This is a genomic window from Sphingomonas sp. Root241, assembly GCF_001428865.1.
Classification (GTDB): Bacteria; Pseudomonadota; Alphaproteobacteria; order Sphingomonadales; family Sphingomonadaceae; genus Sphingomonas.
Genome location: NZ_LMIV01000001.1, coordinates 668,349 through 687,934, shown reverse-complemented (window position 1 = coordinate 687,934; position 19,586 = coordinate 668,349). Strand labels below are relative to the sequence as shown.

Sequence of the window (19,586 nt, the reverse complement as noted above, 5' to 3'; positions counted from 1 at the left end):
ATTCCCCTTTACGCGCTCAGCGCCGTTTCGCTCATCCGCGAGCCGCTCTTGTCGCCCAGCACTGCCTCGGTGATCGAGTTGGGCAGCGGCTTCGGGCGCTCGAGGCGCGAGATGATCGGCACGATGATCAGGAAGTGCGCGAAATAATACATCGCAGTGATCTGGCTGAGCAGCACGATCCCCGGCGTCGCGGCCGAACCGCCGCAATAGCCCAGCACCAGCACGTCCACCACGAGCACCCAGAAGGCGACGCGATAGGCCGGGCGGAAGTTCGCCGAGCGCACCGGCGACTTGTCGAGCCAGGGCAGGAAGAACAGCAGCAGGATCGAGCCGAACATCGCGACCACGCCCCACAGCTTCGCCGGGATGATGAAGTCCGCGGTGAAGGCGCGCAGGATCGCGTAGAACGGCCAGAAATACCATTCGGGGACGATATGCGCCGGGGTCGAGAGCGGGTTGGCCGGGATGTAATTGTCCGGGTGGCCCAGATAATCGGGGAAGAAGAAGATCAGCGTCGCGAACACGATCATGAACACGCCGACCCCGAAACCATCCTTGGCGGTGTAGTATGGATGGAACGGGACGGTGTCCTGCTCGCCCTTCACTTCCACGCCGGTCGGGTTGCCCGACCCCGGAATGTGCAGCGCCCAGATGTGCAGGATCACGGCGCCCGCGATCACGAACGGCAGCAGATAGTGGAGCGAGAAGAAGCGGTTGAGCGCAGCATCGTCCGGCGCATAGCCGCCGAGCAGCCACACGCGGATCCAGTCGCCGACCACCGGGATCGCCGAGAAGAAGCCAGTGATGACCTGCGCGCCCCAGAAGCTCATCTGCCCCCAGGGAAGCACATAGCCCATGAAGGCGGTGGCCATCAGCAGCAGGAAGATAACCACGCCGATCAGCCACACCATCTCACGCGGGGCCTTGTACGATCCGTAATAAAGGCCGCGGAAGATGTGGATATAGACCACGGTCAGGAACATGCTGGCGCCGTTGGCATGCGCGAAGCGCAGGAACCAGCCCGCATTCACGTCGCGCATGATGCCGACATTGACGCTCTCGAACGCGCCGGCAGCCGAGGAGTGGAAATGCATCGCGAGCACGATGCCGGTGACGATCTGGACGACCAGCGCCACGCCGGCGAGCACGCCGAAGTTCCAGAAATAATTGAGGTTGCGCGGCACCGGATAGCCGGCGCCGACCGCGTTATAGACGAAGCGCGGCAGCGGAAGACGGCTGTCGATCCACTGCATCAGTGGGTTCTTGGGTTCGTAATGGCGTGCCCAGGGGAAGCTCATCTGCGTCTATCCTCAACCGACCACGACGACAGTGTCGGACGTGAATGCATATTCGGGAACCTCGAGGTTCTTCGGCGCGGGCCCCTGGCGGATGCGGCCCGCGGTATCGTAGGCCGAGCCGTGGCACGGGCAGAAATAGCCGCCGAAGGGGCCGCGATTCTCACCCTCGCCCGCGCCCAGCGGCACGCAGCCGAGATGGGTGCACACGCCCAAGGTGATCAGCCAGTTGGTATGGCCTTCCTTGGTGCGCTGCTCGAGCGTCTGCGGATCGCGCAGGCTCGACACGGGAACCGCGTCGGCCGCGGCGATCTCCGCCGGCGTGAGGTTGCGCACGAACAAGGGCTGCTTGCGGAAGCTCGCCTTGATCGCCATTCCGGGATCGATCTTGGAGAGGTCGATCTCGGTGGTCGACTGCGCGAGCACGTCGGCGGAGGGGTTCATCGAATTGATCAGCGGCAGCACGGTGACGCCCGCGCCCACGCCGGCAAATGCCACGGCGGCGATCTGGAGATAATCGCGGCGGCGCGGGTTCTCGATCACTTCGCCTGGTGGGACCACGGTCTGGGTCGGGGAAACACCGTCTTCAAGCGTTGCCATGCTTCAGCCCTTGCACTTCGAACAATCCGCGAGGAACGCGCGGCTTAAGAGGACGCAGGCGCATACGCGCCCAGAGCCGCCCGGTGCCCCCGGTGGCTTGCGCGGCCTGATAGACGCGGGGAAGCTGCTTTGCCAACAGGGATTTTGAACCGCGGGTGACTGCAAGGTGCCGGTGAGCCGACAGCCAACCGAAAGGTTGGCAGGAATCGCGATGCCAACCGTTTGGTTGGTTTCGAAAAGAGCGGATTTGCGCGGTTTCGGGCATTCCCGGCACCGCGCCGGTTGACACGCGCTTGACGCGTTCGCGCATGTGCGTGTCAACCGGCGTACGGAGATGCGGTTCGAAATCTGGCCCGATGTCCATATGCGAACGAGAGCAGACCAAATCCTACAATACCAGTGCTCGTCGCAGGCGCAGCGTCGATTGTCGGCCCAATTGCGGGCATCCGAAGCTCGAAACGCGGGTCAAGCCCGGGGTGACGACGATATGGGCAATGCCGCAGCAATCAGGGTGACGCGCGCAACCGGGGCCGCTAACCCCGGCCGACCATGCGCATCGCTTTGTTCCAGCCCGATATCGCCGGCAATGTCGGCACGATTCTCCGCCTCGGCGCGTGCCTGAACGTGGCCGTGGACCTGATCGAGCCGATGGGCTTCCCGTGGAGCGATCGCGCGCTCGCGCGGGCAGGGATGGACTATGCCGCGCAGGCCGAGGTCCGGCGCCACGCCGACTGGGATGCCTTTACGACGCAGGTCCCGGGCCGAATCGTCCTGCTCACCACCCGGGGCGGCACGCGGCTCGACGAGGCGCGCTTCATGCCCGGCGACACGCTCCTGCTGGGCTCGGAAAGCGCCGGCGCGCCCGATTTCGTCCATGATCGCGCCGATCTCGCGCTGCGCATCCCGCTCGCGCCGGGATTCCGCTCGCTCAACGTCGCGATTGCGGCAGGCGTGGCCCTGGGCGAGGCGCTGCGCCAGACCGGCGGCTGGCCTGCCTAGCTGAGAACCTCTTCAAGCTGTCGATTTTGACTGACAGGCTGGCCCCTCTCTTCGTCATCCCCGCGAAAGCGGGGATGACGCGTTTTGGATATGAGACCTCAACCTGATCGTGCGAAGGACAATCTGTCCACTCGACACGCTTCCCCGCCCCCGCTTACTAGGCCGGCCATGCAAGAGCTCGATCCCCAGCAGCAAGCCGCCCGAACCTGGTTCGAAAGCCTGCGCACTTCGATCTGCGCGGCGTTCGAGGCGATCGAGGCCGAGGCGGGATCCGACGCGCGCTTCGAGTATCTCGCCTGGGACCGCACCGATCCGAGCGGCGAACCGGGCGGTGGCGGCGTGCGCGGCGTGATGAAGGGCAAGGTGTTCGAGAAGGTCGGCGTCAACGTCTCGACCGTCGGCGGCAGCTTCGAAGGCGATTTCGCGAAGACGATCCACGGCGCGGGCGAGGACCCCAGCTTCTTCGCCACCGGAATCAGCCTCGTCGCGCACATGGCCAATCCGCACGTGCCCGCGGTCCATATGAACACGCGCTTCCTGTGCACCACGAAACGCTGGTTCGGCGGCGGCGCCGATCTCAACCCGCCTATTCCCGTGGAAGAGGACACCGCCGAGTTCCATGCGGTGCTGAAGGCGGCGTGCGACGCGCACGATCCGGCGCATTATTCGCGCTTCAGGAAGTGGGCCGACGACTATTTCTACATCCCGCACCGCAAGGTGCATCGCGGCGTCGGCGGGATCTTCTACGATCATCTCGAAGGTGATTGGGATGCCAATTTCGCTCTCACTCAGGATGTCGGCCGCGCGTTCCTCGACGCCTTTCCGCGCATCGTCCGCCGGCGGATGCATGCCCCCTTCACCGATGCCGACAAGGCCCGGCAGCTCGAATGGCGCGGGCGCTATGCCGAGTTCAACCTGATCTATGACCGCGGCACCCTGTTCGGGCTCAAGACCGGCGGCAATGTCGACGCGATCCTGATGAGCCTGCCACCGATAGCCGCATGGGGGTGACCTCCAACCGTCATCCCCGCGAAAGCGGGGACCCATCTCCTGAGGTTAACACGAGCTACCGCGGTCGTAATCCGGATCGACTGCGGGAGATGGGTCCCCGCTTTCGCGGGGGTGACGAAGTTGGGATACGTCGATGGGCCTGACGCCGGTCCCCAACGGCGAGATCGCGACGATCGTCACGTCGCTGGAGATGCGGAAGAAGCCGCCGTTGCGTCCGGTCCCGCCCTCGCCGCTCAAGCTCAGCCACTGGCCCGCACCGGCCAGCGACAAATACCGCGCGCTGTTCCGCCGCGTCGGCGAACCCTGGCTCTGGTTCTCGCGGCTGGTGATCCCGGAGGAAGCACTGCGCCGCATCCTCGATGACGCGCGGATCGAGGTCTATGCCGCCACCGACCGCGCCGGGATCGAGCTCGGCATGCTCGAGCTCGACTTCCGCGTCGAGGGGACCTGCGAATTATCCTATTTCGGGTTGGTTCCCGAACTCACCGGGAAGGGCAATGGCGGCTGGCTGATGGCGCAGGCGCTGGGCCTCGCATGGCGCAAAGGCGTGGAGCGCGTCTGGGTGCACACCTGCACGCTCGATCATTCGGCGGCATTGGGCTTCTACCGCCGCCACGGCTTCGTTCCCTACAAGCGCACCGTCGAGACTTTCGCCGATCCGCGGATTGCCGGAATCCTAGCGCCCGACGCCGCGCCTCACATTCCTTGTTTGGGTGCCGTCCGCAGATAAGCGGCGACGCGGAGCACTGCGAGCACCGACCAGGCAAATCCGCCGATCAATGCCGTGACGACATAGCCGATCGCGACCACGATCCGCTCGTCCCCGACCGCCGCGCCGAGCCCCGCGAGCAAGCCGGTCGACACCACCACCAGCATCATCGCGCCGAGCAGCACGAACCCCGCCGCCGCCAGCAATACGATCCAGCCGAACCCGGCGCTGCTCCGCCAGCCCTGCCGGAATGCCTCGATCACGCCGCGCTCGGGCGCCGCCGCGAAGGCCGGGCCGGCGAGCCAGGTCCGCCCGAAGGCGAACAGGCCAGGCAGCAGCAGGAGCGAGGAGCCGAAGCTGAACAGCAGGGCCGCGACGATGTCGATCGCCAGCCAGGGCAGCAGCCGTCTGAGCGTGAGCGCCAGCACTTCGCCTAGCGTGCGGCCGCCGCCTTGCAGATAGAGGTTGAGCAAGGCGAAGGTACCGAAATCGATCGCGAGATTGGCGAGCAGGATCGGCAGCAGATTGGCCGCATAGAACGCCATCACCGCCTCGCGCAGCTTCTCGGGTGGCACGTCTCCCGGAAAGCCGCTGCTGGCGAGCAGGAGGATGATCCCGAGCATCGGCAGGACGAAGAACACGCCCGCGATCGGCAGCAGCAATTCGCGCTCGCCGCGCCAGAGCGTCCGGGCGTCGGCGAGCACGCCGGCAAGGCTGAGCGTCATGCGTCGGCTTCGGTCTGGCGGAAGCGCGCGGCGGTCAGCGCGAGGTATAATTTGGCCGTGAAGACCGGCGGGATGACCATGAATGCCGATTGCACCGCCGCGACGACGATCGAAGTCATCACGCTCGACAGCGTCACGCCGTCGCCATTGCCGGCGACCAACGCGAAGATGCTGCCGAACACGGTCTTGGCGGCGAGCGCCGCCACCCAGCTCACGATCGCGAAGAGGATGATCACCCCGACGATGCGCAGCGCGGAGCCGCGCGTCAGCCGCCATGATTCGCCGAGCGCGCTCAGCACCCGGCTCTCGCGGACCACCACGGGCGTCGCGACGATCAGCCGCGCGATCAGCCAGACGATGACGAACACCAATGCGAGCAGATAGAGGACGATGAAGCCCGCCACTCCCGTGCTCATGTTCACGTCCTCGTTCCGCGCCATCGCCGCCATGTCATAGCCGTTGAACGCCAATATGCCGGGCACCGGCAGCACCAGCGCCGACGCCACTACGACCATCACGATCGAGACGATCAGCGCAGGGACCAGGCGCCGGGTGGCGATGTTCGCCGCGCTGCGCTCGGTGGCGATGTCGAGCGCCATCGCAGTGATCGCCAGCGATCCCCAGAGCGAAACCAGCGCGAACACGAGCTGAAGGACGTACAGAACTATCTTGAGCCCCTCGCCCGCTCCGGTCATCGCCGCTGCGAAATTACCCTGGATCGATGCGGGCACGAAGAAGGTGAGCAAAGCGATCGGAAGGACGGCGGCGATGTTGTCGCTCAGGAACTCGGCCGTCCGATCCCAGACAATACTCATCTTCACCATGACGCGCGCATCCCCTTCGCCTCCCGAGCCCCTGTTAGCCGCCGGCCGGAGGCTTGCCAATGGTTGCGAAAATCCCTTTATCGGCGGGACATGACATCCGAAATCGAATGGCGCGTCGAGCCCGGGCAGATCGACTATGGCGCAGCGCTGGCGGAAATGGAGGCGCGGGCCGCCGCGGTGACGCGCGGGGACGCGCGCGAATTGGTCTGGCTGCTCGAGCACCCGCCGGTCTATACTGCGGGCACCAGCGCGACCGACGCGGCCGAATTGCTCGACCCGCGCTTCCCCGTGCACAAGACCGGCCGTGGCGGGCGATACACCTATCACGGACCCGGCCAGCGGATCGGCTATGTCGTGCTCGATCTGCGCGAGCGCCGCCGCGACGTGCGCCGCTATGTCCATGCGCTCGAAGGCTGGGTGATCGCCGCATTGGCCGAATGCGGGATCGACGCTTTCCGTGCCCAGGGTCGGATCGGCATCTGGACGCGCGACGCGGCCGGCCGCGAGGCGAAAATCGGCGCGATCGGCGTGCGCATCCGGCAATGGGTGACGCTCCACGGCTTCGCGGTGAACCTTTCCCCCGATCTCAGCCACTTCACCGGCATCGTGCCCTGTGGCATCGCCGAATTCCCGGTGACGAGCGCCGCGGCTCTGGGCAAGGATGTTAGCACGGGGCGTTTCGATTCCGCGCTCTCCGCCACATTCCTGCCATTTTTGGCGGCTCTCTCTACTGGAGGGCAAATCGAGTCTTGAGGGCTTGCCCCAAACCGACTAATGTCCACGTCGGTTTGGGTATTAACGGCGTATCCGCTGTCCAAATCCATTATCTAGGGAGCTATTACATGCGTGCAGTCCTTTCCAAGATCGTTGCAGGTTCGATGATCGCCGGTGCGGCCCTTCTGGCCTCGGCGTGCACCAGCAACGAATCTTCGACCAACGTCACCAACACCACCGAAGTCGTGCCGACCGAGAACGTCACCACGACCGACACGATGGTCACGAACATCGACGCGGCTGCTCCGATGGACAACATGGGCGCCGAGGTGAACACCACGACGACCGAGAACACCACCGCCAACGCGATGTAATCATCGCGCGTCAGCGTGTTTGAGAGGGCCGCCCGGGCAACCGGGCGGCCCTTTTCGTTGGGCCTCGCCACGCCATCCCGGAGCGACGAAAAAAGGGCTTGGGCACGGACTCGAAAAGCCTTAACCACGCGTGGGACCAGCAAAAAGAGGGCGTAATGCCAGTTCCGCGTTTCGTTTCCGTGTTTGCCATAGCGGCCGGCTTTCTCTCCGCTGCCCCCGCATCGGCGCAGTTTTTCCTCAAGTCCGCGGCGATGCCGAGCGGGCGGGTGACCGGCGCCGAACCAGGCATGACCGGCCCTGCGCTGCCCGACGCCACCCCTGCCGAACTCCGCGCCGCTCTGGTGTGGAATCTGCGCGCCGCGCTCAACGTCGCCGCGCTCCAATGCCAGTTCGAACCGACGCTGCTCACGCTCGGCAATTACAATGCCATCCTGAAAGACCATGAAGTCGAACTGCGTGAATCCTACGGAACGCTCGAGAAATATTTTACACGCCAGAACAAGACCAAGAAGGCCGGACAGACCGAACTCGACAAGTTCGGAACCCGTGTCTATTCGGGCTTTTCGACTGTCTCCGGCCAGCTATCTTTCTGCCAGACCGCCGCCGCAATCGGCCATGAAGCGCTGTTCGCCCGACGCGGCACTTTCGGCGACGTCGCGCAGGAACGGATACGCGAACTCCGCGCCAGCCTCACGCCTTGGGGCGAACAGCTCCGCCGCAGCCTCAGCTATCGGGGCCTCGGCTTCGCGCCGCTGCCGCCCTTTTTCGGCAACGACAAATGCTGGCGCAAGGGCACGTATCAAGTGAAGAAGTGCGGCGCGCTGATCGCAACGCGCTAGGCGCCGAGGTTGGAAACCTGTTCAACTTGTTGATTTGACTAACGAGTGTTTCCCCTTTCGTCATCCCCGCGAAAGCGGGGACCCATCTCCAGCAGTTTCCACAAGCGCACCGGTGCATTTTGCCGCTCGCTCAGAAGATGGGTCCCCGCTTTCGCGGGGATGACGGCTCTGAATATGAGTCACCGGTTCTAGCGCAACCCCAGCAGCTTGTGCGTTTGGAGCGACAGCCGCCAGCGCGGCCGCTCGATCGCCAGCGCGACTGCGGCGCGGGTGTTCGCCTCGCCGTCGGCGCTGTCCATCGGCTGGACGAGGAAATGGCGGAAGTCCCAGCTCTCAAGCGTCTCGAGATCCGTCCCCGCCTGCGGCCAGACCAGCTTGAGCTCGTCGCCCACGCGCTGGACCACTTCGCTTCCCGCCTTGGGGCTGATGCACACCCAATCGATCCCGGGATGCACCGGCAGCGTGCCGTTGCTCTCGATCGCGATGCGGAAGCCACGCGCGTGAAGCGCATCGATCAGCGCATCGTCGACCTGCAGCATCGGCTCGCCCCCGGTCAGCACGAGGAAGCGGGCGAGCGGCTCCGGCCCCCAATGCCCGACCACCGCATCCGCTAGCGCCTCCGCATCGGCGAACTTGCCCCCGCCCAGACCATCGGTTCCTACGAAGTCGGTGTCGCAGAACCGGCAGATCGCCGCCGCACGGTCCTGCTCGCGACCCGACCAGAGGTTGCACCCGGCGAATCGCACGAACACCGCGCGCGCTCCGGCATTCACGCCTTCACCCTGGAGCGTGAGGAACATCTCCTTGACCGCGTAGCTCATAAGACGGTCGCGTACCGCGTCGGATCGAGGATGCCGGCTTCCTCGAAACCCTTCGAGCGCAGCCGGCAGCTGTCGCACAGTCCGCAATGCAGGCTGCCGGGCGCGGGATCGTAGCACGACCAGCTCATCCCCGCATCGAGCCCGAGCCGTGCCGCCTCGCGGACGATGTCGGCCTTGGTCATCTCCTGCAGCGGTGCGCGGATCCGGAACGGCGCACCCTCGACGCCCGCCTTGGTCGCGATCTCGGCGAGCTTCTCGAACTCGGCGATGAATTCTGGACGGCAATCGGGATAGCCCGAATAATCGAGCGCATTGACGCCGATATAGATGTCGCGCGCGCCCGCCGCCTCGGCCCAGCCGAGCGCGAGACTGAGGAAGATCGTGTTGCGCGCGGGCACATACGTGACCGGGATATCGTCGCCCACGCCGTGCTTGGGAACGTCGATTTCGGCAGTCAGCGCCGATCCGCCGAACGCGCGCAGGTCCAGCGGCAGCACCACGTGGCGCTCGGCACCCAGCACCTGCGCGATGCGGCGCGCGGCGGCGAGTTCGACATGGTGGCGCTGGTTATAGTCGATCGAGAGCGCGAGCAGCCGGTGCCCGTCCTCGCGCGCGCGCGCGGCCGAAACCATCGAATCCAGCCCGCCGGAGATCAGGGCAATCGCTACGCTGTCGGTCATGGCCCAGCCGCTAGCCGCTTTCGGGTTCTGAATCAAAATGGGCCGCCGAAGCGGCCCAGTTAGGGATATTGCCAGAGAGGAAAATGCTCTTGAAGGAGCACCACCAAATCTAACCGACAAGGGTTAACGAAACGTATCCCCGGCCGGGATCAGTTGCAGGCGCCTGTCCGCCGCCCCTCGAAGCGCTCGGAAAAGGGCGACCCGTCCGCTACCCCCTGGGTCTCGAGATTGATCACGCGTGGCGTGTCGATCGAGATGGTGGTGCGGCCATGACCGTGGCTCGGGCACGTGTAGCGGATGGTGGCGCCGCGCGCGCCGTTCTCCATCACGAAATGCTCGCACTGGGTATTGCCGTGCATGATCTGGAGCAAGTCGGCAGGACTGCGCACGCATAGCTGCCGCAAGCCGCCATCCGCCGCCTTGAGCTGCCACTGGCCGCGCTCGATCCCGTTGAGCGCATTCGGCGCGGGATCGCGCTGCGCAGTTGCGCCCGCGGCACCGAACAGGAGCAGCGCGCCCGCAATCACCGGGCGCATCGAACGCTTAAGCACCATACCAACTCCCCGCCCCCGGGCCGCATTTTCCGGCGCCCCAATCGAATCCTGCGTCCCCGGTTCCAAGAAGATATGGAAATCGGCGTGGCGATTACAACGGGGGTGAAACAAAATCCGCGAGCTGCACCGGGAACTTCGTCGAGCAGAAAGCGCAGTCCACGCTGATCACGCCATTCTCGTCGGCCATCGCTGCCCGCTCTTCGACCGGGAACTTGCCGAGTACCTGGGTGATGTACGCGGAGTCGCAGCGGCAGCCGCGCGAGAGCTGGGCACCGCCCAGCAGCCGCACTTCGCTCTCCTCGTTGAACAGCCGCCAGACGAGGGTCTCGAGCGGGATCGCGGCATCGGCGAGCTCGTCGGCGCCCATCGTCGAGCCGAGCGCCTCGACATGCTGCCATTCGGGATGGTCTAGCCGCGTATGCAGCCGCTCGCGACCCAGCTCGCCCTCGGGCAGATGCTGGAGGAAGATGCCGCCCGCGATCAGCTCGCCATCCGCTCCACGGCTGACACCGAGCCGCACCAGGCTCGGGATCTGCTCGGATTGCAGGAAATAGCTCTCCGCCGCCGCGCTCAGCGATTCGCCGTCCAGCGGCACGATGCCCTGGTACCGCTCCTTCGTGGTCGACTGATCGAAGGTGATCGCCAGATAACCCTGATTGAACAGCGCATAGAGCGACGGATTCTTGCCGAGCCGCGCGAGCCGCTCGGCGTTGAACTGAACATAGCCGCGCAGCTCGCCGTTCTTGTAGTCGCACACCAGCAGGCTGACGATGCCGCCCTTGGTCTGCGCCTGCAGCGTCATCTGCCCCTCGGCATTTTTGAGCATCGCGCCCAGCAAGGCGGTCAGGGTCAGCGCCTCGGCGAGCAGCCGCTCGATCACCGGCGGATAGGCGTGCGCCGACAGGATCTCGTTCAGCACCGGCCCCAGCCGCGCGACGCGCCCGCGGGCATGGCGTTCGGGAATGGTGAAGCCGACAACGCGGTCCAGGTCGGTGGTAGGGGCGGTATTGGTCACGATGCTAGCCTTCGTCATTCCCGCGAAAGCGGGAACCCATCTCCCAAGGTCGCAGCAAATCGCTCCCGTTGTCTTGGTCGATAGGGTTGGAGATGGGTCCCCGCTTTCGCGGGGGATGGCGCTCATGTGGGGCTCGGTTCGCCCAGCTTCAACTCAGCCGATCTGGCCGAAGCACCAGCGCAGGATGGATTTCTGCGCATGCAGCCGGTTCTCCGCCTCGGGCCAGATCAGCGATTGCGGCCCGTCGATAACCGCGTCGACCACTTCCTCGCCGCGATGCGCGGGCAGGCAGTGGAGGAACGCCGCATCGGGCTTGGCCGCCGCCATCAGCTGCTCGGTGACCTGGAAGGGCATCATCGCCGCGAGCTTGGTCTCGGCATGCGCCTGGCCCATCGAGATCCACGTATCGGTGACGATCACGTCGGCGCCCTCGACCGCCTCGCGCGCGCTTCCGACGACCCGGGCACGGCCGCGCCCGCGGGCGACATCCTCGTCGCTCGGCTGGAATCCCTGCGGACATGCGGCGACGACGTCGAAGCCCATCAGCCCGCCCGCTTCCATGATCGAGGCGAGGACGTTGTTGCCGTCGCCCAGCCACGCCACCTTGAGCCCCGGCAATGCCCGCCCGCTCTCGATGATCGTCAGCAGATCGGCCATGATCTGGCACGGGTGCGAGGCGTCGGTGAGCCCGTTGATCACCGGCACGCTGGCATACTTCGCCATCTCGACCACCTTCGCGTGATCGTCGGTGCGGATCATGATCGCATCGACATAGCCCGAGAGAACGCGCGCAGTGTCGGCGATGCTCTCGCCGCGGCCGAGTTGCATGCCGCCGGAATCCATCACGATGCTGGTCCCGCCGAGCTGGCGGATCGCCATGTCGAACGACACGCGGGTGCGCGTCGAGTTCTTCTCGAAGATCATCGCGAGGACATGCCCGGCCAGCGGCGCGTCGGCGTCCGCCTTGCCCCGGGGCCAGCCCTTGCGGGCCGCCTTGCGCTGGAGCGCGTCGCCCAGCATCGCGGCGATGCCGTCGCCACCGGCGTCGGATAGATCGAGAAAGTGGCGCATCAGATCCTCCCCGGCACGGGGAGGGGGACCGTTCGCGAAGCGAATGGTGGAGGGGGCGCGCCCCAAGCCATTCGCCAGCGGAGAACCCCCTCCACCATGCTGCGCATGGTCCCCCTCCCCGTGCCGGGGAGGATCATTCTAGTCATCGCTCGGCGGCGCATAGGCGCGTGCGCCCGCGCTCATCCGCTCGACGCACTCGGCGATATGGCTCTCGTCGATCACCAGCGGCGGCAGCACGCGGAACACGTTCTCGCCCGCCGCCACGGTCAGCAGCCCGTGATTGTCGCGCAGATGCGCCACGAAATCGCGGGCGACCGCCGGCTCCTTGAGCTTGATGCCGAGCATCAGCCCTTTGCCGCGAATCTCCTCGAACAGGTGATCGTGATTGGGGATCATCTGTTCGAACGCCTGGCGCAGCCGGTCGCCCATCTTGGCGACATGCTCGAAAAAGCCGTCTTCCAGCATCACGTCGAGGATCGCCTGCCCCGCCGCCATGCCGAGCGGGTTGCCGCCATAGGTCGAGCCGTGCGTGCCGATCACCATCCCCTTCGCCGCTTCCTCGGTGGCGAGGCACGCGCCGAGCGGGAAGCCGCCGCCGATGCCCTTCGCCGCGGTGAGGATATCGGGGGTGATGCCGTAATGCTCGTACGCCCACATCTTGCCGGTGCGGCCATAGCCGCACTGGATCTCGTCGAGGATGAGCAGCAGGCCGTGCTCGTCGCACGCTTTCCGGAGCCCCTGGATGAACTCGGGCGTGCCCGCGGTCATCCCGCCCTCGCCCTGCACCGTCTCGACGAGGAAGCCCGCGGTCTCGTCGTCGATCGCGGCGAGCGCGCCTTCGAGATCGTTGAACTTCACATAGTCGAAGCCTGGCAGCAGCGGCTCGAAGCCGTCGCGCATCTTGGGCTGGTCGGTCGCCGAGATCGCCCCGATCGAACGACCGTGGAACGCGTTCTTGAAGGTGATGAGCTTGTGCCGCTGCGGGTTGCCGTTGACGTAATGATAGCGGCGCGCGGTCTTGATCGCGCACTCGATCGCCTCGACGCCTGAATTGGTGAAGAACACCGTGTCGGCGAAGCTGTTGTCGACGATCCGCTGCGCCAGCGCCTCGCCCTGCGGCGAGCCGTACAAGTTGGAGACGTGCATCAGCGTCGCCGCCTGCTCCTGGATCGCCTTGGTCAGATGCGGATGGCCGTGGCCCAGCGCATTGACTGCGATCCCCGCGGCGAAATCGAGATATTTCTCGCCGCGCTCGCCATAGAGGTACACGCCCTCGCCTCGCACCGGCCGCACACCGCACCGCGGGTAAACGGGCATGAGCGGAGTGATAGGCATGGGAACGGTACCTCCTCAGAAAAAGCTGGGTTGAGCTCCAGAAACGCAAAAGGGCGGCCAACCGGACCGCCCGGAGCGGGTGTTTACGAGCAGCGCCACACCTGCGTCAATATTCCTTTGAGCGCGAGCCATGCCGCGACCGCATAACCGCGGATCGTTTCATCGCCGTGGCGGATTCTCCGGGAAACGGAGAGCGCCATGCCCGCGATACTGGAGAAATGGGAAGCCGGTCCCCACGGGCCACTGACTAGCGCTTGCAATGTAGGATTTCGCCTGCTTGGCTCGTGGTGCCGGATTGTTGCCGGCCGCTCTTTGAATCTGCTGCGGAAATGAGGACAGGCGCCCAGGAATTTGCGCGTAAGAATGTTGCGCAATGCATTGCGTTTCCGCAAACTGAGTCAAGTTAAGGCCATTGAAACCGGGTTTTGAAGGAGCGCCTGCCCTTGCCGGCACCTAGTTCTTGAGCTTCCAGCCCTTGCGCAGCAGCAAATAGCAGAACAGCCCCAGCACGGCGTCGAGCGCGAGAATGATTCCGCTGCCGGTCAGGATCGGCGAATCCGCGACGCCGAGGAAGCCGTAGCGGAAGCCCGAGATGATGTAGAAGAACGGGTTGAGGTGGCTGATCGTCTGGAACACTGGCGAGAGCCTATCGACCGAGTAGAAGGTCCCCGACAGCAGCGACAGCGGCGCCACGACGAAGTTGCTCACCGCTGCGGCGTGATCGAACTTCTCCGCCCAGATCGATGTCAGCACGCCGAGCAGCGACAGGAACAATGCGCCGAGGAAGCCGAACCACAGGATCGCCCAGAAATGCCGCGGAGTCACGTCGACGCCCGGCCACAACGCCATTGCCAGCCACACCGTCGCGCCGACGCAGAAGGCGCGGGTCACTGCGCCGCCGCACAGGCCCGCGAGCAGCTCGCCGGTGGAAAGCGGCGGCATCAGATAGTCGACGATCGTCCCCTGGATCTTGCCGACGAGCAATGAGAAGCTCGAATTGGCGAAGGCGTTTTGCAGCATGCCCATCACGATCAGCCCCGGCGCGATGAAATCGGCGAAGTGGATGCTGTGTCCCTGCAGCGCGATCGTGCGCCCGCCGCCGCCCAATGCGACGGTGAAAATCACCAGAAACAGCAAGGTCGTGACCGCCGGCGCCCAGATCGTCTGGAGCTGCACCTTGAAGAAACGACGCACCTCCTTGATATAGAGGGTACGCAGTCCTCCCCAATTCACGTTGCGAATCACCGGAACGCCGGGTTCGGGGAGACTATGGCTGATTTTGGGGCCGGATTCCGGGTGGCTGCTCATCGCATGTTCGCGTAAACGCTGCCCGCGCCGCCCGCAAGTTGAAGGATATGAAGTGAGCTGGACCGAAGAGCGTATCGATACGCTGAAGAAGATGTGGGACAGCGGCCTGACCGCGACCCAGATCGCCGAGGAGCTCGGCGGCGTGTCGCGCAATGCCGTGATCGGCAAGGCACACCGGTTGGGCCTCCAGTCGCGCCCGTCGCCGGTCAAGGCCAACGAGCCCAAGGCCGAGGCCGCGCCCGCTGCGCCCAGGCCTGCACCCGCTGCGCCGGCGCCGGCGCCCGTCGCCGCAGCTCCCCGGGCACCGGTCGAACGTGCCGAGAGCGCCGCAGCACCCGCGGCAGAGCCCAAGCCCGAATCGAACGCGCCCGTGCTGCGCTCGGTCGGCCCCGGCGGCTTCCTCCGCCAGAATCCCGGCGAGCAGTCCGCGCCGATCACGCCGGCGCCGCCGCGCCGTCTGGTCCCGGCGAAGCCCAGCGACGCGATCGCGGGCAAGACCAGCCTGCTCGATCTCAACGATCGCATCTGCAAATGGCCGCTCGGCCATCCGGGCGAGCCCGATTTCCATTTCTGCGGCGACAAGGTGAATCCGGGCTTCCCATACTGCGTCGCGCATTGCGGCCACGCCTATCAGGCGCAGCTCCCCCGCCGCGATCGCCGCCCCCCGCCGCCTTTGCCCTTCGGCGGCCCGCGGGTGCGCTGATCCGGTCCTGAAGTTCGCATCGCCCCGGAGCCTGGTTCCGGGGCGATTGCTTTTGGGGGAGCGAAGTGCGCGGGGCGATCGTCAGAGCCCTTGGCCCTAAGCGCCGGCCGCAGCCGCGCCCAGCCGATCGAGCAACCAGAGGATGCCGGCGTCCATGAGGGCGGGCCTCGATACGAAAGCATTGAGCCTGAAACGCCCCAAAGCCAGCGGCGGGTCTTCGGTCGCCAGGTCGAGGCGCGAGGCATAGAGCCCGGCGAAGCGCCGCGGAACGGCACAAAGCAGATCGGTCCCCGCGAGGATCGCGCATGCGAACATGAAATTGGGGACGGTCAGCGCGACCCGGCGCTTGTGGCCATGTCGTGCGAGGACTTCGTCGACAAAACCATGCGCGTCGCCGGTCAGCGACACCACGAGGTGCTGGCTGGCGCAATAGGCTTCGATCGTCCGGCCCCGCCGAAACGGATGGCCACTTCGCATCGCCAGGATGAAATCCTCCTCGTAGAGAGTCCGCTTCTCGAACCGCAGCGGTCCCTCGTCGGCGGGAATGACCGCGACATCCAGCGAAGACGTCTCGAGATCGGAAAAGGCGTTCCGCCATGCGCGATCGGGGGCGATCTCATCCGGCATTGGCAGCAACTGACGAATACCGAGATCGATGCTGGGCGCATGGGCGGCGAGGTCCGTCAGCAGAGGCTGGAGGAAAACGGCGGAGACACCGTCCGGCGCGCCGATGACCATCCGTCGGTTCGACGTCTTCGGATCGAACGGTTCGGCAATCGAAATGATGGACCGCACCTGGTCGAGAGCTTCGCTGATCGACGGGGCAAGCGCCTTTGCCCGATCGGTCGGGATCACGCCCTTGGGTGTCTTGAGGAAGAGGGGGTCGTTGAGGAGGCGCCGAAGACGCCCGATTCCATGACTGACCGCGGAAGGCGAGAGGCTCAATCGTTCGGCCGCCCGCCCGACATGACATTCCACGAACACAGCCTCGAACAGAACGAGCAGATTCAGATCCGCGCGCGAAAGGTCGATTTCATTCATCATATTCGTGAAATCATATCACTTCATGCATGATACAGGAAGGGGCACATGCTCTGCCTCGCGGGGAACGATCCCCATCACGGAGGAGGTAGAGATGATTCCACGAATGATGTTGACCTTGTGTGCGGCCGGCGCCGCCACATTCGGAATAGTTGCCACGATGGAGCGGATTGTGAGTTGGAACCCGCATCCCATTGTAGCCGATCTCGTCGCCCGAGCCGCGAACGCGCACGGGCTTCTGATGCGCGGAGACATCAAGGGTTATCGCGCCACCATTCAGCTCGCCCCCGATTTCATACTCATGGATCCATTCGGAGGTCGGCCGAGCGGCGCTCCCAAGACCGATGCGCACTGGAACCGGATCGGGAGCTTCTTCCGGGACGGCCATGATGCGGTTTTCGAACTGATCCATGCCTACCAGTCGGATGGCCTCGTCGTGCTCGTCGCCAACGAGCATGCGAATGTCGCAATAGGCGCGCTGCCTGCGCAAGACTGGTCGCTGCGGGTCACGCTGGTGTTCCGGCGCGACCGAGGCGAATGGCGGCTTGTGCACCGTCACGCCGATCCGCTGGTCAAGGGCCTGAAGCTGAAAGAGGCCGCACGGGTCACCCTGGGAGCTGACGACGGGGCCGGGACATGAACGAGCGGCCCCGGCTCCCCACTCACTCGTCAGGAGGACAGCGCACGCAGCCCGGATCGCGATACCCCCCGTACGCACGGGATCAGCGTAAAGTTCACTTTTTGTTCTTTTCCACCGCGATGCATTCTGATACGCAATCCGCGAGCGAAGGAGGTCGACGTCATGTATTTGCAGCCATCCGAATGGTCGAACATTGGCAACGCCCGAACCACCGGGCCGCGCAGCATCGGCAGCATCCTGAGCGCGATGCCCGAAGTGGCCGCGCTCCGCGCCGTAAAGGACGGTCGTTTGCGCAACCTTGCCTTGCGCCGCAATTCGGCGTGACCCTATACCCCTTGCATGTCTGAAGACCTGTTTGCCGCGCCGGGCGTTCCCTCCGGCACTTATGACGCCTCCTCGATCGAAGTGCTGGAAGGGCTCGAGCCTGTCCGGCGGCGCCCCGGCATGTATATCGGCGGCACCGACGAGCGCGCGCTCCACCACCTCGCCGCCGAAGTGCTCGACAATGCGATGGACGAAGCGGTGGCCGGCCATGCCAACCGCATCGAGATCGTGCTCGAGGCCGGCAACCGACTGACCATCGTCGACAATGGCCGCGGCATGCCGATCGATCCGCACCCCAAATTCCCCGACAAGTCGGCGCTCGAAGTGATCCTCTCGATGCTCCATTCGGGCGGCAAATTCTCGGGCAAGGCGTACGCCACTTCTGGCGGCCTCCACGGCGTCGGCATCAGCGTCGTCAACGCGCTGTCGGTCGACACGGTCATCGAAGTGGCGCGCGACAAGCAGCTCTATCGCCAGCGCTTCAGCCAGGGTCAGACGCTCGGGCCGCTCGAGCATCTCGGCGGCACGCCCAACCGGCGCGGCACGTCGGTGGCATTCACTCCCGATACCGAGATTTTCGGCGAGATGCTGTTCAAGCCTGCCCGGCTCTACAAGCTGGCACGCTCGAAGGCCTATCTGTTCGCCGGCGTCGAGATCCGCTGGAAATGCGATCCTTCGCTGATCTCCGACGAAACGCCACCAGAGGCGGTGTTCCAGTTCCCCGGCGGCCTCGCCGATCACCTCAAGGAGCAGATCGCCGGCCGCGAATGCGCCACCGCCGAGTTCTTCGTCGGGCAACAGGACTTTCCCGGCGAGGATCAGGGCCGGGTCGAATGGGCGGTCGCCTGGCCGCTGTGGAGCGACGGCAGCTACAGCTGGTATTGCAACACCATCCCGACCCCCGACGGCGGCAGCCACGAACAGGGCCTGCGCCAGGCGCTCACCCGCGGCATCCGCGCGTTCGGCGAACTGGTCGGCCAGAAAAAGGCCAAGGACATCACCGCCGACGACGTGATGGTCGGCTCCGAGCTGATGCTCTCGGTGTTCATCCGCGAGCCGCAATTCCAGTCGCAGACCAAGGACCGCCTCACCTCGCCCGAGGCCACCGCCTTGGTCGAGCGCGCCGTTCGCGACCATTTCGACCATTTCCTCTCGGACCATATGGATCGCGGCAAGGCCTTGCTCGGCTATGTTCTCGATCGCATGGATGAGCGCCTGCGCCGCAAGCAGGAGCGCGAGGTCAAGCGCAAGACCGCGACTTCGGCGCGCAAGCTGCGCCTCCCCGGCAAGCTCACCGATTGCGCCGCCGATAGCCCGGAGGGGACCGAGCTGTTCATCGTCGAAGGCGATTCGGCCGGCGGCTCGGCCAAGCAGGCGCGTGATCGCAAGACGCAGGCGATCCTGCCGATCCGCGGCAAGATCCTCAACGTCGCATCGGCGACCTCGGCCAAGATCCTCGCCAACCAGGAAATCGCCGACCTCATCCTCGCAATGGGCTGCGGCACCCGGAAGGACTGCATCCCCGAGAATCTGCGCTACGAACGCATCATCATCATGACCGACGCCGATGTCGACGGCGCGCACATCGCGACATTGCTGATGACCTTCTTCTTCCAGGAGATGCCCGAGCTCGTCCGCCAGGGGCATCTCTATCTCGCCCAGCCGCCGCTCTATCGCCTGACCGTCGGCTCGAAGAGCCTCTACGCCCGCGACGACGCGCACCGCATCGAGATCGAGAGCACGGCGTTCAAGGGCAAGAAGGTCGAGGTCAGCCGCTTCAAGGGTCTGGGCGAGATGAACCCCAACCAGCTCAAGGAAACCACGATGGACCCGGCGACGCGGGGATTGCTCCGCGTCACGCTCCCCCAGGAATATGAGGAGCGTGCGGGGGTCAAGGATCTGGTCGATCGCCTGATGGGCAACAATCCCGCGCACCGCTTCGCCTTCATCCAGGAAAATGCCGCGCGGCTCGACGAGGAAGTCATCGACGCCTGACTTTTTTGG

At 65.3% G+C, this 19,586-nt stretch carries 23 protein-coding genes; 10 read left to right on the top strand and 13 right to left on the bottom strand.

Annotation, left to right across the window (positions count from 1 at the left end; translation table 11 throughout):
• Positions 1 to 8: 8 nt before the first annotated feature.
• From ASE13_RS03395 to ASE13_RS19695, 3 genes are read right to left on the bottom strand one after another with little or no spacing between them, the layout of a single operon-like run.
• The gene (locus ASE13_RS03395) at positions 9 to 1,298 is read right to left on the bottom strand and encodes a cytochrome b (RefSeq protein WP_056611438.1); all 1,290 of its coding nucleotides are present in this window, start codon (positions 1,296 to 1,298) and stop codon (positions 9 to 11) included.
• Between the two features lie 12 nt (positions 1,299 to 1,310).
• Positions 1,311 to 1,895 carry a ubiquinol-cytochrome c reductase iron-sulfur subunit gene (petA, locus tag ASE13_RS03390; RefSeq protein WP_056611436.1) on the bottom strand — a complete coding sequence of 195 codons (585 nt, stop codon included), beginning with the start codon at positions 1,893 to 1,895 and terminating at the stop codon, positions 1,311 to 1,313.
• Positions 1,882 to 2,205: a hypothetical protein gene (locus tag ASE13_RS19695; RefSeq protein ID WP_156404719.1), complete on the bottom strand. Its 324-nt coding sequence runs from the start codon at positions 2,203 to 2,205 to the stop codon at positions 1,882 to 1,884. Before ASE13_RS19695 ends, petA begins: the two co-directional genes overlap by 14 nt.
• A gap of 239 nt (positions 2,206 to 2,444) precedes the next feature.
• Between ASE13_RS19695 and ASE13_RS03385 the strand changes: the two genes are divergently transcribed.
• From ASE13_RS03385 to ASE13_RS03375, 3 genes are all read left to right on the top strand, one after another.
• The gene (locus ASE13_RS03385) at positions 2,445 to 2,894 is read left to right on the top strand and encodes a tRNA (cytidine(34)-2'-O)-methyltransferase (protein WP_056611433.1); all 450 of its coding nucleotides are present in this window, start codon (positions 2,445 to 2,447) and stop codon (positions 2,892 to 2,894) included.
• A 168-nt stretch (positions 2,895 to 3,062) separates the two neighbouring features.
• Complete coding sequence (gene hemF, locus ASE13_RS03380) at positions 3,063 to 3,905, top strand: oxygen-dependent coproporphyrinogen oxidase (RefSeq protein WP_056611430.1); 843 nt, start codon at positions 3,063 to 3,065, stop codon at positions 3,903 to 3,905.
• Between the two features lie 133 nt (positions 3,906 to 4,038).
• Positions 4,039 to 4,635 carry a GNAT family N-acetyltransferase gene (locus tag ASE13_RS03375; RefSeq protein WP_056611427.1) on the top strand — a complete coding sequence of 199 codons (597 nt, stop codon included), beginning with the start codon at positions 4,039 to 4,041 and terminating at the stop codon, positions 4,633 to 4,635.
• Here the strand turns inward: ASE13_RS03375 and ASE13_RS03370 are convergent.
• Positions 4,602 to 5,339, bottom strand: a complete 738-nt coding sequence (locus ASE13_RS03370) for a hypothetical protein (RefSeq protein ID WP_056611424.1) — start codon at positions 5,337 to 5,339, stop codon at positions 4,602 to 4,604. The genes ASE13_RS03375 and ASE13_RS03370 overlap by 34 nt on opposite strands.
• A complete protein-coding gene (locus ASE13_RS03365; protein ID WP_156404718.1) occupies positions 5,336 to 6,154 on the bottom strand; it encodes a hypothetical protein in 819 nt (272 codons plus the stop codon). The genes ASE13_RS03370 and ASE13_RS03365 overlap by 4 nt, the downstream gene beginning before the upstream one ends.
• Positions 6,155 to 6,253: 99 nt before the next feature.
• Here ASE13_RS03365 and lipB point away from each other — a divergent pair, with 99 nt between their 5' ends.
• The 3 genes from lipB to ASE13_RS03350 all read left to right on the top strand — a co-directional run bounded on the left by lipB (position 6,254) and on the right by ASE13_RS03350 (position 8,090).
• Positions 6,254 to 6,916: a lipoyl(octanoyl) transferase LipB gene (gene lipB, locus ASE13_RS03360; RefSeq protein WP_056611419.1), complete on the top strand. Its 663-nt coding sequence runs from the start codon at positions 6,254 to 6,256 to the stop codon at positions 6,914 to 6,916.
• Positions 6,917 to 7,005: 89 nt separating this feature from the next.
• On the top strand, positions 7,006 to 7,251 hold the full coding sequence (locus ASE13_RS03355) for a hypothetical protein (protein ID WP_056611416.1): 246 nt from the start codon (positions 7,006 to 7,008) through the stop codon (positions 7,249 to 7,251).
• Between the two features lie 287 nt (positions 7,252 to 7,538).
• Positions 7,539 to 8,090: a hypothetical protein gene (locus tag ASE13_RS03350; RefSeq protein ID WP_235536826.1), complete on the top strand. Its 552-nt coding sequence runs from the start codon at positions 7,539 to 7,541 to the stop codon at positions 8,088 to 8,090.
• A 188-nt stretch (positions 8,091 to 8,278) separates the two neighbouring features.
• Here the strand turns inward: ASE13_RS03350 and queE are convergent, their stop codons facing one another.
• From queE to ASE13_RS03315, 7 genes are all read right to left on the bottom strand, one after another.
• Complete coding sequence (gene queE, locus ASE13_RS03345) at positions 8,279 to 8,911, bottom strand: 7-carboxy-7-deazaguanine synthase (protein ID WP_056611410.1); 633 nt, start codon at positions 8,909 to 8,911, stop codon at positions 8,279 to 8,281.
• Positions 8,908 to 9,591: a 7-cyano-7-deazaguanine synthase QueC gene (queC, locus tag ASE13_RS03340; RefSeq protein WP_056611407.1), complete on the bottom strand. Its 684-nt coding sequence runs from the start codon at positions 9,589 to 9,591 to the stop codon at positions 8,908 to 8,910. Before queC ends, queE begins: the two co-directional genes overlap by 4 nt.
• Before the next feature lie 149 nt (positions 9,592 to 9,740).
• Complete coding sequence (locus ASE13_RS03335) at positions 9,741 to 10,142, bottom strand: DUF3617 domain-containing protein (protein WP_235536825.1); 402 nt, start codon at positions 10,140 to 10,142, stop codon at positions 9,741 to 9,743.
• Positions 10,143 to 10,236: 94 nt separating this feature from the next.
• Positions 10,237 to 11,178 (bottom strand): Hsp33 family molecular chaperone HslO, encoded by a 942-nt coding sequence (locus ASE13_RS03330; RefSeq protein WP_056611401.1) that lies wholly within the window; start codon positions 11,176 to 11,178, stop codon positions 10,237 to 10,239.
• A gap of 135 nt (positions 11,179 to 11,313) precedes the next feature.
• The gene (gene argF, locus ASE13_RS03325; protein ID WP_056611398.1) at positions 11,314 to 12,231 is read right to left on the bottom strand and encodes an ornithine carbamoyltransferase; all 918 of its coding nucleotides are present in this window, start codon (positions 12,229 to 12,231) and stop codon (positions 11,314 to 11,316) included.
• A gap of 138 nt (positions 12,232 to 12,369) precedes the next feature.
• Positions 12,370 to 13,566, bottom strand: coding sequence for an aspartate aminotransferase family protein (locus ASE13_RS03320; protein ID WP_056611395.1), 1,197 nt, complete (start codon positions 13,564 to 13,566; stop codon positions 12,370 to 12,372).
• A 453-nt stretch (positions 13,567 to 14,019) separates the two neighbouring features.
• Positions 14,020 to 14,874: an ABC transporter permease gene (locus tag ASE13_RS03315; protein ID WP_056611392.1), complete on the bottom strand. Its 855-nt coding sequence runs from the start codon at positions 14,872 to 14,874 to the stop codon at positions 14,020 to 14,022.
• Between the two features lie 52 nt (positions 14,875 to 14,926).
• Here ASE13_RS03315 and ASE13_RS03310 point away from each other — a divergent pair, with 52 nt between their 5' ends.
• Positions 14,927 to 15,577 (top strand): GcrA family cell cycle regulator, encoded by a 651-nt coding sequence (locus tag ASE13_RS03310; RefSeq protein WP_056611391.1) that lies wholly within the window; start codon positions 14,927 to 14,929, stop codon positions 15,575 to 15,577.
• Between the two features lie 96 nt (positions 15,578 to 15,673).
• On the opposite strand, the gene ASE13_RS03305 is transcribed toward ASE13_RS03310, so the two are convergent.
• A complete protein-coding gene (locus ASE13_RS03305; RefSeq protein ID WP_268801270.1) occupies positions 15,674 to 16,618 on the bottom strand; it encodes a LysR family transcriptional regulator in 945 nt (314 codons plus the stop codon).
• 94 nt (positions 16,619 to 16,712) lie between these two features.
• On the opposite strand from ASE13_RS03305, the gene ASE13_RS03300 reads away from it, so the two are divergent.
• The 3 genes from ASE13_RS03300 to parE all read left to right on the top strand — a co-directional run bounded on the left by ASE13_RS03300 (position 16,713) and on the right by parE (position 19,577).
• On the top strand, positions 16,713 to 17,258 hold the full coding sequence (locus ASE13_RS03300; RefSeq protein ID WP_200955557.1) for a YybH family protein: 546 nt from the start codon (positions 16,713 to 16,715) through the stop codon (positions 17,256 to 17,258).
• 162 nt (positions 17,259 to 17,420) lie between these two features.
• Positions 17,421 to 17,582 (top strand): hypothetical protein, encoded by a 162-nt coding sequence (locus tag ASE13_RS19690; protein ID WP_156404717.1) that lies wholly within the window; start codon positions 17,421 to 17,423, stop codon positions 17,580 to 17,582.
• A 15-nt stretch (positions 17,583 to 17,597) separates the two neighbouring features.
• Entirely contained in the window at positions 17,598 to 19,577 is a 1,980-nt protein-coding gene (parE, locus tag ASE13_RS03295; RefSeq protein WP_056611385.1) for a DNA topoisomerase IV subunit B, read from the top strand.
• Positions 19,578 to 19,586 lie beyond the last annotated feature (9 nt).

What these genes read in the sequence shown, in the direction of transcription:
- ASE13_RS03395 (WP_056611438.1), bottom strand. Translation starts at nt 1,298, where the DNA reads ATGAGCTTCCCCTGGGCACGCCATTACGAACCCAAGAACCCACTGATG.
- petA (WP_056611436.1), bottom strand. Translation starts at nt 1,895, where the DNA reads ATGGCAACGCTTGAAGACGGTGTTTCCCCGACCCAGACCGTGGTCCCA.
- ASE13_RS19695 (WP_156404719.1), bottom strand. Translation starts at nt 2,205, where the DNA reads ATGCGCGAACGCGTCAAGCGCGTGTCAACCGGCGCGGTGCCGGGAATG.
- ASE13_RS03385 (WP_056611433.1), top strand. Translation starts at nt 2,445, where the DNA reads ATGCGCATCGCTTTGTTCCAGCCCGATATCGCCGGCAATGTCGGCACG.
- hemF (WP_056611430.1), top strand. Translation starts at nt 3,063, where the DNA reads ATGCAAGAGCTCGATCCCCAGCAGCAAGCCGCCCGAACCTGGTTCGAA.
- ASE13_RS03375 (WP_056611427.1), top strand. Translation starts at nt 4,039, where the DNA reads ATGGGCCTGACGCCGGTCCCCAACGGCGAGATCGCGACGATCGTCACG.
- ASE13_RS03370 (WP_056611424.1), bottom strand. Translation starts at nt 5,339, where the DNA reads ATGACGCTCAGCCTTGCCGGCGTGCTCGCCGACGCCCGGACGCTCTGG.
- ASE13_RS03365 (WP_156404718.1), bottom strand. Translation starts at nt 6,154, where the DNA reads ATGAGTATTGTCTGGGATCGGACGGCCGAGTTCCTGAGCGACAACATC.
- lipB (WP_056611419.1), top strand. Translation starts at nt 6,254, where the DNA reads ATGACATCCGAAATCGAATGGCGCGTCGAGCCCGGGCAGATCGACTAT.
- ASE13_RS03355 (WP_056611416.1), top strand. Translation starts at nt 7,006, where the DNA reads ATGCGTGCAGTCCTTTCCAAGATCGTTGCAGGTTCGATGATCGCCGGT.
- ASE13_RS03350 (WP_235536826.1), top strand. Translation starts at nt 7,539, where the DNA reads ATGACCGGCCCTGCGCTGCCCGACGCCACCCCTGCCGAACTCCGCGCC.
- queE (WP_056611410.1), bottom strand. Translation starts at nt 8,911, where the DNA reads ATGAGCTACGCGGTCAAGGAGATGTTCCTCACGCTCCAGGGTGAAGGC.
- queC (WP_056611407.1), bottom strand. Translation starts at nt 9,591, where the DNA reads ATGACCGACAGCGTAGCGATTGCCCTGATCTCCGGCGGGCTGGATTCG.
- ASE13_RS03330 (WP_056611401.1), bottom strand. Translation starts at nt 11,178, where the DNA reads ATGACGAAGGCTAGCATCGTGACCAATACCGCCCCTACCACCGACCTG.
- argF (WP_056611398.1), bottom strand. Translation starts at nt 12,231, where the DNA reads ATGCGCCACTTTCTCGATCTATCCGACGCCGGTGGCGACGGCATCGCC.
- ASE13_RS03320 (WP_056611395.1), bottom strand. Translation starts at nt 13,566, where the DNA reads ATGCCTATCACTCCGCTCATGCCCGTTTACCCGCGGTGCGGTGTGCGG.
- ASE13_RS03315 (WP_056611392.1), bottom strand. Translation starts at nt 14,874, where the DNA reads ATGAGCAGCCACCCGGAATCCGGCCCCAAAATCAGCCATAGTCTCCCC.
- ASE13_RS03305 (WP_268801270.1), bottom strand. Translation starts at nt 16,618, where the DNA reads ATGAATGAAATCGACCTTTCGCGCGCGGATCTGAATCTGCTCGTTCTG.
- ASE13_RS03300 (WP_200955557.1), top strand. Translation starts at nt 16,713, where the DNA reads ATGATTCCACGAATGATGTTGACCTTGTGTGCGGCCGGCGCCGCCACA.
- ASE13_RS19690 (WP_156404717.1), top strand. Translation starts at nt 17,421, where the DNA reads ATGTATTTGCAGCCATCCGAATGGTCGAACATTGGCAACGCCCGAACC.
- parE (WP_056611385.1), top strand. Translation starts at nt 17,598, where the DNA reads ATGTCTGAAGACCTGTTTGCCGCGCCGGGCGTTCCCTCCGGCACTTAT.